The organism is Paenibacillus sp. FSL R5-0475 (assembly GCF_038004585.1).
Taxonomy (GTDB): domain Bacteria; phylum Bacillota; class Bacilli; order Paenibacillales; family Paenibacillaceae; genus Paenibacillus_AQ.
The window spans coordinates 2480367-2497744 of the sequence record NZ_JBBORK010000001.1; the positions used below are offsets into that span (position 1 = coordinate 2480367).

The window sequence follows — 17378 nt, forward strand, 5'->3', positions numbered from 1 at the left end:
AACTTGCGTATTTTTTTAAAAAATCAGGTCTATTTTACCACAGCGTGAGAGCAGAGCATACTCTAAAAGAAAATTTTAATAGGTCAGGATAATAGCTCTTCTAAAGACTTCCATAAAAAAAATACCCTGCCGATGAGCGACAGGGCCAAATTATATTCTATAAAGGGGGGTATGATATTTATATACGCCACAAGAACTGTAATGAATCACAGTTCTTGTCTGAATATCACTTTTTATGAAACTTGTAATAGCACGACTCTTGTTATATCCCTTTTGTACCAAGTTTCTTTGCTAATTCAGTAAGATCCTGTCCTTTTAGTGCACCTTCTACTAACTGTGGCAGCAGTGCAGGTGTACACGCAAAACAAGGCGTTCCATCGCGAGTCAAAGATCTCGCCACATGCTCATCATAGAAAGGTTTGCCTTCATCAGATAAAGCCAGCAAGCACATCGTTCTAACTCCAGATTCCTTCAGATGACGCATACGACGGATTAAGCCTGCCTGGTTCCCACCTTCATATAGATCCGAAATCACGATAAATAATGTCTTCTTCGGTTGATCGATAAACTGTTCGCAATAAGCAACAGACTTTTGTATATCTGTACCGCCACCTAACTGAATCCCGAATAACATGTCAACAGGATCGTTCGCACATTGCTCTGTCAGATCAACGACCTCTGTATCAAATACAACTACTCGGGTACTAAGCGATGGGATGCTTGCAAAAATAGAACCAACTACTGAAGCCCAAATAATTGATTCTGCCATAGAACCACTCTGATCGATATCCACAATGACTGTCCATTCCTTACTGCGTCTTGCCCGATCATAAAAGTAGAATCTCTCAGGGATAATCTGTTGTCGCTCTGCATCATAATGCTTCAGATTGCGTTTTATCGTCCGTGTCCAGTCTATACCACTAAGTGACGGTAATGGAGAATGCTCTCTGCGATTCAGTGCACCCGTCACCGCCCGACGCAGATCTTCCTCCATACGCTTTACAAGATCATCCACAACTGCCTTCACTAACAGGCGAGCCGTATCTTTTGTCTTCTCAGGAATTTTCCCTTTTAGCGAAAGTAGTGTACCTACTAGCTGTATATCAGGCTTCACTGTTGCCAGAACTTCCGGCTCAAACAATAATTGCTTCCAGCCCTTCCGCTCCATCGCATCATGTTGAATAACCGATACGATATCCTCTGGGAAGAAATTGCGAACATCTCCTAACCATTTTGCCAACCGGGGTGCAGATTTACCTGATCCCGCTCCTCTTTGTCCAGTAGCCGAAGAGTTAGCAGCACCACTATTTACGATATCGCTCGTCTCATCATAGATAGCAGCCAGTGCTTGGTCCATGATGAGTTCATCTTCAGACAGGTGAATACTTGCGTTTCCGCTAGAAACCGTCAATTGCTCTTCTGCAGACTGACCAAGAATAAGGCGCCACCGAGCTACAACACTTGAATCCACGGATGTACTCATCGTCATATATCTCCAAAGTCAAATTCATTCAAATCCTCAATCATCTTCGCTTCGGCCTCCTTCAGCTCACCCGTCAGAATCTCAGCAGCCTGCTCGGTGTTCACACCCCACAACTCCCCTAGAAGTTCGGCAATCATCGTCTTTTCTCTTCGTTCAAAGGTGCTGAAAGCACGCCGTAAAAATACTAATGCACGTACAAATTCTTCATCATCTAATGAATTAATATACTCATTCAATTGTTCCCACAGACTTAATCGAGACAACAGTACATATCGATTACGCATAGACATCCCTTCGAACCAGCCTGCTCCAAGTTCTGCGGGTATACCTGGCGACAGGCGCCTCGATACTTCTTCTGAACATTGCTGTGCAGTCATCGCATTACGCTCCAATAAAATGGAACACGCCACTCCAGATAAACGCGGATTGCAGTCATCCCTCTCTGACAAGTGTTTCAGCTCTTGTATCCACAACAGCTCATCTACTTCCTCACTATGCGCAATAGCTGCCTGATTCAGTATGTTCATAGCTTTAAGCATCTCACCTGAGGCCTCATCGTTACATTGGCTCGCATCCAGCAAGAACAGACAGGCTCGTCTGAACAGTTGTTCAAGCAAAGGAATGAGCGGCTTGGTATCGATCCGTCGAACATCGCCATATTGAATCAGAAGAGATAACTCATGAATGGAAGCAGCAATCTGCACCACATCTCGAGTATCAACAGCTAGACGCTGAAGCGTCTGCCGTCCCGCTTCCATCTGGTGTATCATTCCACACTCATAAGCCGTTCGAATAAGTGCTGACGCTTCCGCAATGGTACTGCTGCCATCTAATTTTTGTTGCAATACATAAGCTGAAGCAATCTCAATTGTTTCCCCAAGTAGCGTAGATTCAACGACCTGGATCTCAACTTCAGGAGACCACTTCATTACCCAATGCTCTGCCCACGTTGCGCCAGTCTGACCACTTGCTCTTATGTTCACTAGATCGATCCCAAGTAATCTGAGCCTATGAAAAAGAAAGGAACGATTTAAGTCTAAATAAGCTGCTTCCTCAGAAGACACTCTTCGGTTCTCACGGAGATCTAGTTCAAGATCATTTGCTACTGGGGTTTTATATTTCTCTAGCTTCAAGCGCTTTAATTGCCGATTCAGATCATCTTGAATCGGCGTCTGACTAATCCCCTCTGCCAACTCACCAATAGCAGTACCGATATCTGTACGAGCAAGCGCTTCAGCGATCACACTAAGCTCTCCACGCCCCAGTAAAGTCAGCGCAGCATCTCTTAGATCTCTTAACGTCGGAGCACTTCCACCGTGAAGGGCAGCTAATGATTCAGCTAAGCGAACGGCTTCGATAATTTCCGCTGTGGAACGGTGTGTCCCTGTATTACGTAAGTATCTGGCTACGGTAGACAGATAATGATTCGGCAAGTCTTCAAGTGAGCCATTCATCATACGTTCCCACATCATTTGATAATAATGAGGAGCTAGGTTACCTGCTCCATAGCCAGACAAAGAAGATAACTTATAGTACGTGTAGGGCATAAGTGTTAGCTTCGAATTTAGAGAAGGAAGAGCATCTATTTCCTCATCCGACATACCAGATGCCAGATCAGCAAGCGCCGCTGCATGGTATGCTCCACATACAACAACGATCTTATTTGGTTGATGGCCAGCAGCGATTGTATCCTGAATCTGACGACGCATATAAGCTTCACGTATCGTATTGTGTGCATATTCTATTACGTTGTTATGTCTCTCATTTTCTTCAGAAATCTGACGCATTTGGGATGAGAAGGAAATAATTGCTTCCTGATATGCACCTTTGTTAGTGTTGTGTTCGAAATTGCGCTCCCAATACATATCATAATCAAGCTCACCAGCCAGCTCAGCTACTCTATCATATAGAGATGCTTCTTCAGGAGCCTTCTCAACTGTATTGTTAACTTCAGATTCATCGCTCTGTTCAGCAGAATCTCTACTTTTGGTTCGTATATCCTGTAACGCGATGACCACTGATGAAGGTAAATCTATAAAAGCTGTATAAGCCCCTTTCTGCTCCGCCCATCTCATCGCTTGATATTCGGGGGAATATAGCGCAAGCGGCCATAGGGCTGTACGCACAGGAACTTCCTCCGTAAAAGCTAGAATGGCAATAGGAGGTTTGGTTGTCATGTTGATGACATGGCGAATCTCAGGTGTGGCATCCGATGGACCCTCAATTAACACAGCTGTGGGCTCTATTTCATGAAGGAAGCTCAATAGATGCTGCGCACCACCAGGAGACAAATGCCGCACCCCAAAAATATGCACGCCTGCTCCAGTAGTTTCGCTCTCCACTAGTTCATCTCCTTACAAGCCGTATATAACCCCCGCCAATCTGCGCCACGTTTCTTCATAATATTGTCGAGATACTCTCTCCAGACAAGTTGATCCTTATCATCATCTTTCACAATGGCACCTTGCAGCCCTGCGGCCAGATCTTCGTCCGTCAGTTCTCCATTACCGAAGCTTGCGGCCAGCGCCATACTATTCGTTAAGAGCGAGATCGCTTCTGCTGTGGAAATCACACCTGCTGGAGACTTCACCTTCTCCTTCTTATCCAATGTCATCCCGCTACGCAACTCACGGAAGATGGTCACGACCTTATGTAAAGCTTCATCTGCAGGGAGCGCCGCTTGCAAATCGTAGGAAGAGGCAATTTCACGAACCCGTTTCTTCACAATCTCAACTTCAGTATACAAATCCGCAGGGGCTGGAAGGACGATGATATTAAACCGTCGCTTCAAGGCAGTTGACATGTCATTTACACCACGGTCTCTCGTATTAGCTGTTGCAATGATCGAGAAGCCTTTGCGCGCACTCATCTCCTTACCTAGCTCAGGAACGGATATCGTCTTCTCCGATAAGATGGATATCAACGCATCCTGTACCTCAGATGCACAACGAGATATCTCCTCAAAACGTGCAATGCCCCCATCCTCCATCGCTCGCATAATAGGGCTCTTCACTAGCGCTTCCGGCGTAGGGCCTTGTGCAAGCAGCATTGCGTAGTTCCACGAATAGCGCACCTGCTCTTCACTCGTACCCGCAGTACCTTGTACGACAAGTCCTGATTGTCCATATATAGCAGCTGATAAATTCTCAGATAACCATGACTTTGCTGTACCCGGCTCACCGATTAATAGCAGTGCACGATCAGTTACCAGTGTGGCTATCGCCATCTCTATTAATCGTTTATTACCAATGTACTTAGGTGTAATCTCGGTACTCCCTGCTTTACCACCAACGATAAACTTCAGTACTGATTGGGGCGACATCTGCCATCCTGCTGGAACCTTACCAGTGTCCGCTTTACGAAGCGCTTCCAACTCATGCTCATACAGTCTTTCTGCTGGAAGCCTCATAATATCTTGTAATAGTTCTTGACTCATCGTTAGCTACACCTCTTCATTTGGGTTTGATGGTCCTTGCATGAGACGAATGACATACTCAAGTTGTTCTTCTGCAACCTCACTAAATCGAGGTAGAACAGTTATTATTCGACTCGCAAAACTCGCTGGAAGCTGACATAGCTGTTCAAATGTATACGGTTCAATTAATCGACATTCTGTATTTCTATCATCTTCCAAAGCCACTAGGAGAGCTTCTTGCAAATGTTGTTTATTTATCCCTGTACGTGCTAAGCCCATCAAGAGAATATTGGAAAACCGATGGCGGAATTCAGGATTATCGGTCAATTTACGAAGTAAATACTGCATTGCTTCGGCATGTCCCGGCCTTGCAAAGGCACTGACCAGTTCGTATTGATCCAGCTCTATAAAAGCATCAAGCCACCGTGAATCCCATTGAAGAGCCAGTACCTCGGGCGGCTGCATTTCGATCTTATACATATATTGAATCTGGTCTACAGGTGAATTCCAAACTGCATCATAAGTCCCATGATATCGTTGAACTACAACTTCAGATATGGTGCGTAGCAGTTGCTGCGCCATTGAAGAAGCATGGCTAGTTGAAGATGGCGCATAATGCTTTAGAACTTCAACATATTGTTCATACACACGCTCTGGTGACAAGTAGAGATACGCATCTTTAAAAACATCATTCACATATCTTCTATTGTTTCTATAGTAGACAAGATCACGCTCAAGTGTTTGCTGTAATATACGTCTCGCTTCGATAGAATCTATCTGTCTAAAATAGGAGATTGCTTCCTCGATCAATGAATTCCACTTTAGCTGATTCATATATAATGGATACTGCTCGAGAACATTAAAATATAGTTTCTCTAGTTCAGGACTGCGTTTGTAAGATAAAACCCGAAGATACTGGACTACCTTATTCCATAATCCGTCTTTCTTCTTCGTATCGCCCATAATCTCTGAGACAGTTTGAAGCATATCTGATAACTCTACAACAAGTCGTTTTGTGAGCTCTTGGGCTTGACATTGTCTCAATGCAGGAACTACAAGTTCACTATCTTTTCCCGTAAATGCCTCATGCAGCCGGTTCACCGCATTTACCGAGTCGCTCTTAGCCAGCGCATTATAGGCAGCTTCGCGAATCTTTTTCTTCTTATCTGTACTCCAAGCCAGTAATTCGATTTCATATTGTCCCTGACCTGCGAGCAGAGAAATAGCCATGGCTCGAACATCTTCTGATCCTGAATCTGCAGCTTGATAGATCAGATCCTGAACGCTATCACCACCTAATACTGCGATCACGTACAGCTTTCTCGTCTCTACTATTCCTCCAGCAGGATCAAATTGATCGATAAGGATCGGAATAATCTGAGGCCCATAAGCTGGCAGGATCTGCTTCATTACAAGCTCGGCGATCTCAACATATGGATCTTGGAGGGCTGCTAACGCGGGATGAATCATTCGAAGATCTTGAAACAATCCTGTCTCAAAAGCTTCCTTGATAATCTCATATCGTCCTCCTCCGCGAGTCTTTAATGCCGTCTGTACCGCTGACAGCTTACGATATGAGAACCGAGTAGGCAATCTCACCGGATGGACTTCCACCTCAAGCAGTTCACCATCAGGCGAAGTCGCCCCCTGTGTATATAGTACCGAGCTAAGCAGCACACTGAGCTCCTGTAGGTTCTGAGCAGAGGAAGATCCCTCGGAATGATCTGGTTCAATGACCGCAACGATTCCCTCTCCTAACCTTTTGAATATGGGAGCACGTTCGCCTAACTGTTGAAACTGTGGCAATAGCCGCTTTAAGCGGAAATCCTCAGCAGCGAGCTCACTTCCAGCTATATACAGCCGGTTTACTTCTTGATGAAGCTCTTGTAGTAAAGCTGTACTCATGGATATTCCTCCCAAAGTTTATGTGAAACTTATGCTTTCTTAATTTTTTTAATATAAGAGACGGATCATCTCCATCCCTTTGATAAGGGTTAACGGTTGTGCTTTCAATCGTCCTGTATCGAGTTGATGTTCAAACATAAGCAGCATCATAGTATCCGATAATTCTTCGAGTGTAAAGTATTGTAACAGAGCAAGTGTATCCTGCTCGAGTGCTACTATTTGGTCTAACACCAAATGCTGGCCCGATTCGTCCGTAATGACGAACTGATCTTGCTGCGATTTGCTAATCTTATTCACATGCAGCAGCAACACAGGATTCTTGTCCGCTAGCGGATTCTTCAACTGATTTTTTATCTGCTTGAAGCAGTCGGAATAAGAATGAACTGCCTTAGAAACGATCCACTCTACATCCTGATTAGTCAGAGGCCGTGTTGACATATTCTCGAAACGAACTCTCCGGTTCCGGTCACCAGGATAACGATAGAAGGAAGGAATAAGTGCAACATCAGTGAAGCTATCTTCTTCATGAATATACTTAGCTGCTTTATAAGGACGATATTGGAGCGTACGATGAATATCACCTGTAGATTTTTCTATCCAGTAGCCGAGGTCTACAAATTCCTGTCTGGCTTCATCATCATAGCTTAGGAATGAAAGCTGGATCAGCTCTACATCCGAGCTCATCAGACCGCATTCCTTAAGCTCCGTTAGCTGCCAAGCATGACCAAGCCATTCTTCAATCGTAGATTCATGATTCAAAGACATATCCGGATCTTCCAGCTTCATTGTTAGATGAGCGCGCCCTTTCTTAATGAACGCATGAATTCGGGTTAGCTGCTCTATTGCTAATGAATAAGTTTTCTCACGATTGTCAGAAGAAGAGAGCAATAAAGCTAATCGTCTTAATTCAATTTGTGCACCAGTTAAATAATAATTGCCCATCATCTTCACGTGCACCTGAATATCCTTTACACCTTTGGCGTCTATTGTTCCAAGTCCTGCACGTATAAGCGATTGGGTCAATTTCTCCAGTACAGCCAAGCCCTCCAGTTGAGCTCCAATCTTTTTCTTAAGTGCGGACTTGTTCACTTTCTTGGGCTTAACATTAGCCCCTTCCGCAGCAAGCTCAGATTTTCGTTCTTCACGCTTACTCATCTTCTCTCGTTTAACAGCAAGATCTTCAGGAATCGTTGCAGATACGAAAGTCTCCTTGCCTACATAGGCATATAGCAATCCGAGGACATGCTTACAAGGAATCTGCCTACTTGGACAAGTACAACGCATCACCGGTTTGTCAGAAACAACAAAATCAGCAGAAGGATAATAGTTGCTGCTACCGCTACCACCACATTCACCAAACAGAACCACGCCGTCTTCCGACTGATTCAATTGGACGAATCGTCTCTTCTTAACTAGTCCTTGCCCGTTCTTAATTGCTGCACTGTTCGGTGCTAGAGTATCTATGAAGACTTCTGTGATATCTATCAACCCATATCCTCCTTACCTATTACGCTTTTTAATATCTATGATAATATTAGCCCTTAATGAAAATTATTCTAAAAACAGAGCTGTCCATAACCCGCTGTTCTTTCCCTTTAGTATAGAGTTTTTGTCGATTCAGCCGTGAATGGAATGATCTCGTCTATTGCTCCACTTTGAACTTTGGCAGGCCAAGCCGGATCGCTTATTAATGCTCTGCCCACAGCAACAAAATCAAATTCCTCACGGTCCATTCTTTCTAGTAATTCATTAATGTTATCTTCTGTCTTCTGAGCTGAGTCTTCTGCAAAAAAATCACTGTGAAGACCGATAGAACCCACCGTAATTGATGGTTTCCCCGTGATTTTCTTGGTCCACCCTGCGAGATTAAGCTCAGATCCCTCAAATTCAGGTTGGCTGAAGCGACGAGTGGAGCAGTGGAAAATATCAACGCCAGCATCGCTAAGTGGAGTAAGGAATCTTTCGAGCTCATCTGCATTTTTTGCCAGCTTCTCATCATAGGCACCCAATTTCCATTGAGAGAAGCGTAGCACGATCGGAAAATCTGGCCCAACCGCTTTACGGCAAGCTTCAATAACCTCTACTGCAAATGTAGTTCTACCAACCAAATCGCCACCGTAACGATCGGTACGTTTGTTCGTTCCTTCCCAGAAGAACTGGTCTATCAGATAACCATGTGCACCATGAATCTCGATACCATCAAAACCCACTTTTTTCGCGTTCGCTGCTGCTTGAGCAAATGCTGAAACTAAGCTTTCAACTTCAGCTGTAGTAAGTGGCTCTGTCACAGGTTCTCCTGCTAAATTCAGACCAGAAGGGCCAATAGGAAGGGCTTCAACATTTGGACCTTCCCCTATAGTTCGCGCCATTCCCACATGCCATAATTGGGGGATGATCTTACCTCCAGCTGCGTGAACTTCTTCTACTACCTGCTTCCAGCCCTCTAAAGCTGCTTCTTCATGTATATTGGGAATATTGGCGTGGCTGACTGCCGAAGGATGATTAATAGCTGTACCCTCGGTAACGATCAATCCTACTCCACCTTCTGCCCGTCTACGGTAATATGCGGCAACATTACTTCCTGGTACACCATCCGGTGAGTATACCCGAGTCATCGGCGCCATGACGATTCGGTTTGACAGCGAAAGATTCCCCACTTGAATAGGTGAAAATAATAGCTCAGTGTTCATACATATTACCTCCAATTGATTATTTGATTACTTTAAGTAAGGCTAATTATCTCCCCAGAAGATGGAAAATGCAAATTTTTAAGATCTTTGTGTAAGAAAAAATCATAAAAAAAACCGGACCTCGCAAAATCTGCGAACGCCCGGTTTCCATCCCATTACGAACTTTTTAAACCTCAAGAATACCAGCTTTTGGAGTTACTCCAAACGCCTTAGCTAAATCCCACAGTTGCTGATCCGTGATCTTTTGCTTAATTTCTCTTCCGCCAATCAAGTTGTAGATCGTAGCAGCCTTTTCTACAGTCTCAACTAGACCAAAGGTGGCATCCATAGTGGAGCCAGTGCCAAAAATCCCGTGCTGCGGCCAGATGACCAGGCGGTGATCCTTCATTTTCTTCGCGGTTTCGCGGCCGATTTCACTGCTGCCAGGAACAATCCATGGAATGACACTAACGCCATCCGGGAAAACAACAAGGCACTCTGTGCACATTTCCCAAAGCGTCTTCGTGAACTTCAATTCATCCAGATCATGCGTGAAGGTCATCGCGATAACATTCGTAGCGTGTGTATGCAATACGATACGGTGCGTAGGGTCCACCTTCAGTCGCTCATTATGGCTCATGAAATGGGAAGCCAATTCACTAGTAGGTACAGCGCCGTTCCGTAATCCCCATAACACTTCTACGCTTTCACCATTGGCACTAACACGAAGCACACCGAGATTAGCTTCCGGATCTTTGATCACATTTCTGAAATACTTGCCAGAACCTGTCACGATGAAGTATTTGCCGGCTAATTCTTTTACAGGGAAGGTAAGTTTAATGGTGCGTAGTGGCTCTAGAACGTTAATATATTTAGCAACCTCATTCTCATCCAGCAGATAGCTGACATTACCGCCATTCAGCTCATCCCAGCCAAGCTCCCACATATGACGGGTAATCTCTGACATTTCCTGAATAAATGGAGCCTCACTACTGGCAATATACCCTTTGGATTCTAAAACAGATGTACTCATTGTCAATCTCTCCTTTGTATATGTTGCTCTCCACATCCACTCTAACACTCTATCTTGCAGACAGAACTTCCTGCTCATAACGCTTCACTTCAGCCAGCCATTGCTCACGAACGGGTGTATCTTGCGATGCACAATAATAATCCCACACGGCTCCAAACGGATACGATTTGAATTCTTCCACCAACGCTAGTCGTGAAGTGTAATCACCAAGCCGCTCGATTCGCTTCAATTCTTCCACCGGTTCGAGCATTGCGCGAAGTAACGCCTTAATGGTATTACGTGTACCAATCACCCAAGCAGCGATATGATTAATACTGCCATCAAAGAAATCAAGTCCGACATTCGTTCGGGAGAGTAAATCCCCACGTACCAATTCACGGGCGATTTCTAGCAGCTCGTCATCCATAGTTACAACGTGGTCACTGTCCCAACGGACGGGTCTGCTTACATGCAGCAGCAGCTGCTCACTAAACATAAGAATCGAAGATAGCTTATTTGAGATCATCTCAGTAGGATGGAAATGTCCGGCATCCAAACAGATGGCTTTGCCGCGAGTTAAACCATAGCCCATATAGAACTCATGTGAACCAACCACATAACTCTCAGAACCGATTCCGAACAATTTACTTTCTACAGCATCAATATTATAAAGAGGATTTATTTCCACACTAAAAATCTCATCCAGTGACTCCTTTAACCGCACTCTTGGACCTAAACGATCGACTGGTGTATCTTTATATCCGTCTGGTACCCAAAAGTTAGTCACGCACGGTTGACCCAGTTCTTTACCAAAATGCTCGGCAATCGTCCGAGAAGCCTTACAATGCTTAATCCAGAAGTTACGAATCTCATCGTCCGAGTGACTTAGCGTAAAACCGTCTGCAGCTTTAGGATGTGAGAAGCAAGTAGGATTAAAATCAAGACCCAGCCCCTGCTCCTTCGCCCAGTCTACCCAAGATTGGAAATGGCGTGGCTCCAATTCATCTAAATCAACTTTTTCATCTGTATCTGCATAGATCGCATGTAAATTTACTTTATGCTTGCCTGGAATGAGGGATAGTGCCTTTTCTAAATCTTGGCGCAATTGATCTGGCGTGCCAGCTCGACCGGGATAACTTCCTGTTACTGCTATTCCCCCGCTTAGTTCTTTATCTTTAAAAAGAAACCCTTGTACATCATCGCCCTGCCAGCAATTGATGGAAATCTTAATTTGCGCGAGCCGCTCCAGCACTTTCTCCACATCAATCCCATGGGCTGCGTATAATTTTTTGGCTTCATTATAGCTAGTGATAATACTCTGATCCATGCTGTAGTTCCTCCTAAAATCATATAGCGTAAGTTTAATTAGATTTGATGTTGTATTTTGGACAACTGAAGCTCTTTCCAGCGAATTAGAATGTCTTCAAGATGGGCGGTCGGGCGCGGTGTATACGCCTTTATCTCAAATGATTCGGCGATAATATCTCTTGCTTCATTAATATCAGTTATGCTTCCCGTGCTAATCATCTGCACCACTATATTACCAAGTGCTGTGGATTCCGTTGGGCCAGCCTTAACTTCTCTGCCTATAACATCAGCAGTCAGTTGGCATAACAGGCTGTTGTTAGCACCTCCACCCACAATTTGCAGAACCTCGATTCGGCTTTCTAATAGTTCTTCTAGTTCTTCCAAGTAAGTAAGGTACGATAATGCTAAGCTGTCAAAAATACAGCGAGCCAACTGACCTGGCGTCTCAGGAACAGGCTGCCCGCTCTCTGCGCAGGCATTACGAATCTCTTCTATCATATTTGAAGGATTGAGAAATCTCGGGTCATTACAAGAGATCAGGCTTCGGAAACCTTCCTCTCCCTCTGCAAGCTCGGCTAGCTCCGCAAAGCTATATCGTTCGTTCATCAACCTGCGAACCTCTTGGATGAGCCATAGGCCCATAATATTTTTGAGGAATCTGTAGGTTCCGTATGCGCCCCACTCATTGGTATAGTTGGCCTCCATGGCTTTCATAGAATTAAGAGGCTGAGTTCGTTCCACACCGAGTAAAGACCATGTTCCGCTGCTAATATACGCTGAGTTCTTTTGGAGAGGAGCACCCAGCACTGCAGAAGCTGTATCATGTGTGGCTACACAGATCAGTTGGCAATCCGGAAGATCATATTCCTGAATTAGTGCTTCATCGAGGGGGCCAATAATTACTCCAGGTTCAGTCAATATAGCGAATTGATCTCTTTTAATATTCAGAAAATCCAACAGGTCATCGTCGAAATCTCGACTCTCTAGATTCAATAACTGAGTTGAAGATGCGTTAGTAACCTCATTGATCTTGCGACCCGTTAATCTGTAATACAGATAATCAGGCACGAGTAAGATTTGATCCGCTTGGGCTATTTCTTCTTCACTGTGAACATAAAGCTGATACAACGTATTAAAAGATAACTGTTGAATACCCGTCTTTTCATATATAGTTTGAGGAGAAATATGCTTAGCTACCTCATCCATAGCCTTATCAGTCCTACGATCACGATAAGCGTAAACCTCTTGAATACGGGTTCCCTCTGCATCCACAAGAACATAATCTACAGCCCATGTATCTATCCCCAGCGTACACGCTGTAATGCCTTGCTTCTTGGCTTTCTGAAGCCCTATAATAATCTGCTCGAATAAATAATCTATGTCCCAGAAACAAGAATCCTCTTGTTCTATAAAACGATTTCTAAACCGATGAAGCTCCTCTAAGGTGAGGACGCCCTCTTGCAGTATTCCGCGTACTAACCGCCCACTAGAGGCACCAATATCAACGGCGATATGATTATTCATAAAGAATCTCCTAAAGAAAGGGATGAGTTATAGTATTTTTTTGAATAGTGCAATGACTTCTTCTTTCGTAGGAATAAAAGGATTACCCGGTGCACAAGCGTCCTTCATGGAGTTCTCTGCTAAAAGATCAAGATCGACCTCACCTACTCCAAGTTCGGATAGTTTAGATGGAATGCCTACTTCTTTAGACAACGCCTTGATCGACTCAATTACGAAGTCCGCGCATTCCTTATCAGTTTGACTCTCAACGTTTAACCCAATCGCTTTAGCAATAGCCCTGAATTTCTCAGGCACATATTTGGCATTCTCTTCTTCCACATATGGGAGTAGCATTGCGTTACATACGCCATGTGGCAGATCATAGACACCGCCAAGCTGATGCGCCATCGCGTGCACATAACCAAGCCCTGCATTATTGAAGGCAAGTCCGCCTAGGAAAATCGCATACACCATTTGCTCACGAGCCTCAATATCATGGCCATTCTTCACGGTACGGGCCAAGTTAGCGAAAATAATCTCCACTGCGGCTAGTGCCGTAGCGTCAGTTACCGGATATGCTCTTGGCGTTACTAGTGCCTCAATTGCATGCGTCAAAGCGTCCATTCCTGTTGCTGCCGTAAGTGCAGCGGGTTTATCTACCATAAGCTCTGGATCGTTAACTGAGATTGTAGCAATACTGTTCTTATCCACCATTACCATCTTCACTTTGCGTTCTTCGTCTGTGATTACATAGTTAATAGTGACCTCAGCTGAAGTCCCTGCGGTGGTATTCACAGCAACGATCGGCAGCGATTTATGTTTCGACTTGTGTACGCCCTCATATTCTTTGATGTGACCGCCATTTGTGGCAAGGATACCAATGGCTTTAGCAGTATCCTGTGGCGACCCACCACCGATGGAGACCAGATAGTCACAATTCTGTGATTTGAGATAATCCACGCCATCATGAACATTTTTACAGGTTGGATTGGGTTTCACTTCATCATAAATGGCATATTCAATACCCGCTTCATCCAAGACTGTCAGCAATTTACCGGCTATGCCGCTCTTCATAAGGAACTTGTCTGTGACTACTAGAGCCTTCTTTAAATTCAGTTCTTGAATATAAAGACCAATTTCCTGCAAGCATCCCTTGCCCATAATATTGATCGAAGGAACGTAAAACACATGTGTACTCATTGCTTGACCAGCCTCCTAATGAGTTCAATAATCGTTGTATTTCGTCTGCAGCGCCTCAGGCTGGCCTCTGAATAGCAGCTGAGCCGGCTTTGGCATCCCACTAACTCGATTAACTCTGAGGGATTTATTTCCTTCTTCATCGTATGCCCCTAAATCTTTGTTGTCAACATTTTAAATATTAATTATGTTGTTTTTGTTTGTTTTATATCTGTTTTGTGAATATCATTGGAAAGTACAGAGGTTTTTAAGTTGTTTTTATTGCAAAACACAGATATTAAGCGCTATGATTGTAAAATATAGCTTTGGAAAGGTGATTCCTATGCTTGCAGCCGAAAGACGCAAAAAAATAATAGATCTCGTCCATCAAGATAAACGCGTTCTAGTCTCCGATCTAAGTAAAATGTTTGAGGTCACTGAAGAAACGATACGCAGAGATTTGGAGAAGCTAGAGAAGGATGGCATCCTTAGTCGTACCTATGGCGGTGCTATGCTGAATCGCCATACGAATGAGGATCTTCCTTTTGTTACACGTAATGCCTTGAATACAGATATAAAACGGGGAATCGCCTTGAAGGCGCTCGATTTAATCAATGATGGAGATACATTAATGGTAGATCCAAGCTCTACAGCCTTTGAGTTTCTAAAATTGCTGGGAAACAAAAACAATCTAACCATCATCACAAATTCTATTAATATTTTGCATGAGTTCTCGAATTCAGGGATGGATATCATCTCTACTGGCGGTTCACTTCGTTACCGATCGTTGTCGCTGGTGGGACCGGTAGCCCATGACACCATTCAAAGATACAATGTGGATACAGCGGTAATCAGTTGCAAAGGAATGGATATGGAACGAGGCATCACAGATTCCAACGAACCAGAGTGTGAGCTCAAGAAGTACATGCTACGACAAGCCAATAAGGTCATACTCCTGGCGGATCACACCAAATTCGATAAAACTGCTTTTACAAAGCTGGTTGAGCTTGCCCATATTGATTTCTTGATTACTGACCGTAAGCCTTCTGAAGCTTGGCTAAAACGTCTGAACGAGGACAATATTGAGGTTCTCTATTAACAGAGGTAATAACATACTGAGCCTAATTTAAAAAATGCCGTTCCCCAGTGAGTATGGGTGACGGCATTTGTTGTATTTTTCATCCTTATCTTTCCGTAGAAACCCGAGAAATTGATTTTACATCTATGGAAGAATGAATATAATCTGATTGCTTTACTTGTGTAGAAGCCTTCTTCCTGCAAATATAAACAAGCGCTGGCGGGAAATTTAACAGCACCCATTTAACACTCACAATATCAAAATGTTGCATTAATTCCTTCTTCATTTGAGGAAAATATTCAAAAGTGATGAACCAACCGCCTTCTTTTAAAGAAGATATGATTTGCTCAATGTAAAGCGTCCGATCTGAGACTGAGAAATTCCTAAAAGACAAACTGCTTACAATGCAATCTAACTTCTCCAACCTTCTATTATGAAGCGCAAGCCGTAGCCGTAGGCAATCGTTAAAAAAAATAAGGTCAGGGAATTTAAGTCTTAGTTGATGTCGAAAATCAGGATCCTTCTCAAACAGGAGCACATTCATCCCGGTCTCTTCCCCGCTTGGAATAAATCTTGTAATGGCTCCAGTACCAGCACCCAGCTCAGCTATATTATGCATTTGTTGCCACGGAATGATGTCGACCATCGTTTTTGCCAGCCAGCGCGAACTGGGAGTCACGCTTCCTAATTGTCGGGGCGCATGCAGAAATTTATACAGAAAATGAAGTCTTTCTCGAATTCCGCTTCGCATGTCAATTCCCCCTTATCGTAATTTCCCCATCTAACTCTAAAATATGTTAAAAAGGTTAAAGTCGTACTCGATCTATTCTCTCCATTTATTAATTTTTGCAAAACAAAAGCCCAAATCTCACCGCAGAATGAATTGCGAGGAAATTCGGGCTAATGATTAACATTAATTACTTCGTTTCAACGGCATGTCCACCAAATTCATTCCGAAGTGCAGCCACTACTTTACCCGTGAAGGTATCGGTCTCAAGTGAACGGTAGCGCATTAATAACGCCATCGCGATCACTGGTGTTGCAGCTTGCAGATCAAATGCGGTTTCGAGCGTCCATCTGCCTTCTCCGGAGGAGTGCATAATCCCTTTGATCTCATCCAATTTAGCATCTTTCGAGAACGCACGTTCAACCAGTTCCATCAGCCAAGAACGGATGACAGAACCATGATTCCACACCCGGGCGACTTCCTCAAAGTTATAATCAAACTCACTCTTTTCCAGCACCTCAAAGCCTTCACCGATGGCAGCCATCATGCCGTATTCGATACCGTTATGAACCATTTTTAGAAAATGGCCACTACCAGCTTTGCCGGCATATAAAAAGCCGCTTTCCACAGCCGTATCACGGAAGATGGGCTCCACAACCTCCCAAGCTTCAGGATCTCCACCAACCATGTAACAAGCGCCGTTACGCGCTCCTTCCATCCCACCGGACGTACCTGCGTCCATGAAGCTGATTCCATGTTCCTTCAATTGCTCATATCTGCGAATCGATTCCTTATAGTGCGAATTCCCCGCTTCAATGACGATATCTCCTTTTGATAACAAAGGTGTGATCTCAGCAATGACAGAGTCCACAACCTGATGTGGAACCATAATCCAAATGATTCTAGGCGTTTCCAATTGTTGTACCAACTCAGGGAGCGTTACTGCTCCACTGGCACCTTTAGCTTTCATTTCCTCTACAGCAGGTGCATTCAAATCAAATGCAACAACCTCATGTCCATGATCCAGCAAATTCTGGCCCAAATTGAAGCCCATTTTTCCTAATCCAACTAATCCTACTTTCATGTAATTCCCCTCCGATAT

13 protein-coding genes are annotated in these 17378 nt (G+C 44.0%); 1 reads left to right on the plus strand and 12 read right to left on the minus strand.

The genetic code is table 11. The features are described from left to right. Positions 1 to 262: 262 nt before the first annotated feature. From MKX41_RS11185 to MKX41_RS11230, 10 genes are all read right to left on the minus strand, one after another. Positions 263 to 1483: a VWA domain-containing protein gene (locus MKX41_RS11185; protein ID WP_076283474.1), complete on the minus strand. Its 1221-nt coding sequence runs from the start codon at positions 1481 to 1483 to the stop codon at positions 263 to 265. Positions 1484 to 1485: 2 nt separating this feature from the next. After that, positions 1486 to 3825 carry a DUF5682 family protein gene (locus tag MKX41_RS11190; protein ID WP_340970440.1) on the minus strand — a complete coding sequence of 780 codons (2340 nt, stop codon included), beginning with the start codon at positions 3823 to 3825 and terminating at the stop codon, positions 1486 to 1488. Beyond that, positions 3825 to 4919 (minus strand): ATP-binding protein, encoded by a 1095-nt coding sequence (locus MKX41_RS11195; RefSeq protein ID WP_076298824.1) that lies wholly within the window; start codon positions 4917 to 4919, stop codon positions 3825 to 3827. Before MKX41_RS11195 ends, MKX41_RS11190 begins: the two co-directional genes overlap by 1 nt. Positions 4920 to 4925: 6 nt before the next feature. Beyond that, positions 4926 to 6803 (minus strand): HEAT repeat domain-containing protein, encoded by a 1878-nt coding sequence (locus tag MKX41_RS11200; protein ID WP_340970441.1) that lies wholly within the window; start codon positions 6801 to 6803, stop codon positions 4926 to 4928. A gap of 48 nt (positions 6804 to 6851) precedes the next feature. Further along, positions 6852 to 8291, minus strand: a complete 1440-nt coding sequence (locus tag MKX41_RS11205; protein ID WP_340970443.1) for an SWIM zinc finger family protein — start codon at positions 8289 to 8291, stop codon at positions 6852 to 6854. A gap of 107 nt (positions 8292 to 8398) precedes the next feature. After that, the gene (locus MKX41_RS11210) at positions 8399 to 9493 is read right to left on the minus strand and encodes an NADH:flavin oxidoreductase (protein ID WP_340970445.1); all 1095 of its coding nucleotides are present in this window, start codon (positions 9491 to 9493) and stop codon (positions 8399 to 8401) included. A gap of 166 nt (positions 9494 to 9659) precedes the next feature. Continuing rightward, on the minus strand, positions 9660 to 10505 hold the full coding sequence (rhaD, locus tag MKX41_RS11215; protein ID WP_340970447.1) for a rhamnulose-1-phosphate aldolase: 846 nt from the start codon (positions 10503 to 10505) through the stop codon (positions 9660 to 9662). 49 nt (positions 10506 to 10554) lie between these two features. Further along, the gene (gene rhaA, locus MKX41_RS11220) at positions 10555 to 11811 is read right to left on the minus strand and encodes an L-rhamnose isomerase (RefSeq protein ID WP_340970449.1); all 1257 of its coding nucleotides are present in this window, start codon (positions 11809 to 11811) and stop codon (positions 10555 to 10557) included. A 38-nt stretch (positions 11812 to 11849) separates the two neighbouring features. Continuing rightward, on the minus strand, positions 11850 to 13316 hold the full coding sequence (gene rhaB / locus MKX41_RS11225; RefSeq protein WP_340970450.1) for a rhamnulokinase: 1467 nt from the start codon (positions 13314 to 13316) through the stop codon (positions 11850 to 11852). A 27-nt stretch (positions 13317 to 13343) separates the two neighbouring features. Continuing rightward, positions 13344 to 14495, minus strand: a complete 1152-nt coding sequence (locus MKX41_RS11230) for an iron-containing alcohol dehydrogenase (RefSeq protein WP_340970452.1) — start codon at positions 14493 to 14495, stop codon at positions 13344 to 13346. Between the two features lie 319 nt (positions 14496 to 14814). Between MKX41_RS11230 and MKX41_RS11235 the strand changes: the two genes are divergently transcribed. After that, positions 14815 to 15570: a DeoR/GlpR family DNA-binding transcription regulator gene (locus MKX41_RS11235; protein ID WP_076283464.1), complete on the plus strand. Its 756-nt coding sequence runs from the start codon at positions 14815 to 14817 to the stop codon at positions 15568 to 15570. An 85-nt stretch (positions 15571 to 15655) separates the two neighbouring features. On the opposite strand, the gene MKX41_RS11240 is transcribed toward MKX41_RS11235, so the two are convergent. Further along, positions 15656 to 16300 carry a class I SAM-dependent methyltransferase gene (locus tag MKX41_RS11240; protein ID WP_340970454.1) on the minus strand — a complete coding sequence of 215 codons (645 nt, stop codon included), beginning with the start codon at positions 16298 to 16300 and terminating at the stop codon, positions 15656 to 15658. 166 nt (positions 16301 to 16466) lie between these two features. Then, on the minus strand, positions 16467 to 17360 hold the full coding sequence (gnd, locus tag MKX41_RS11245; RefSeq protein ID WP_042188983.1) for a phosphogluconate dehydrogenase (NAD(+)-dependent, decarboxylating): 894 nt from the start codon (positions 17358 to 17360) through the stop codon (positions 16467 to 16469). Positions 17361 to 17378: the final 18 nt, after the last annotated feature.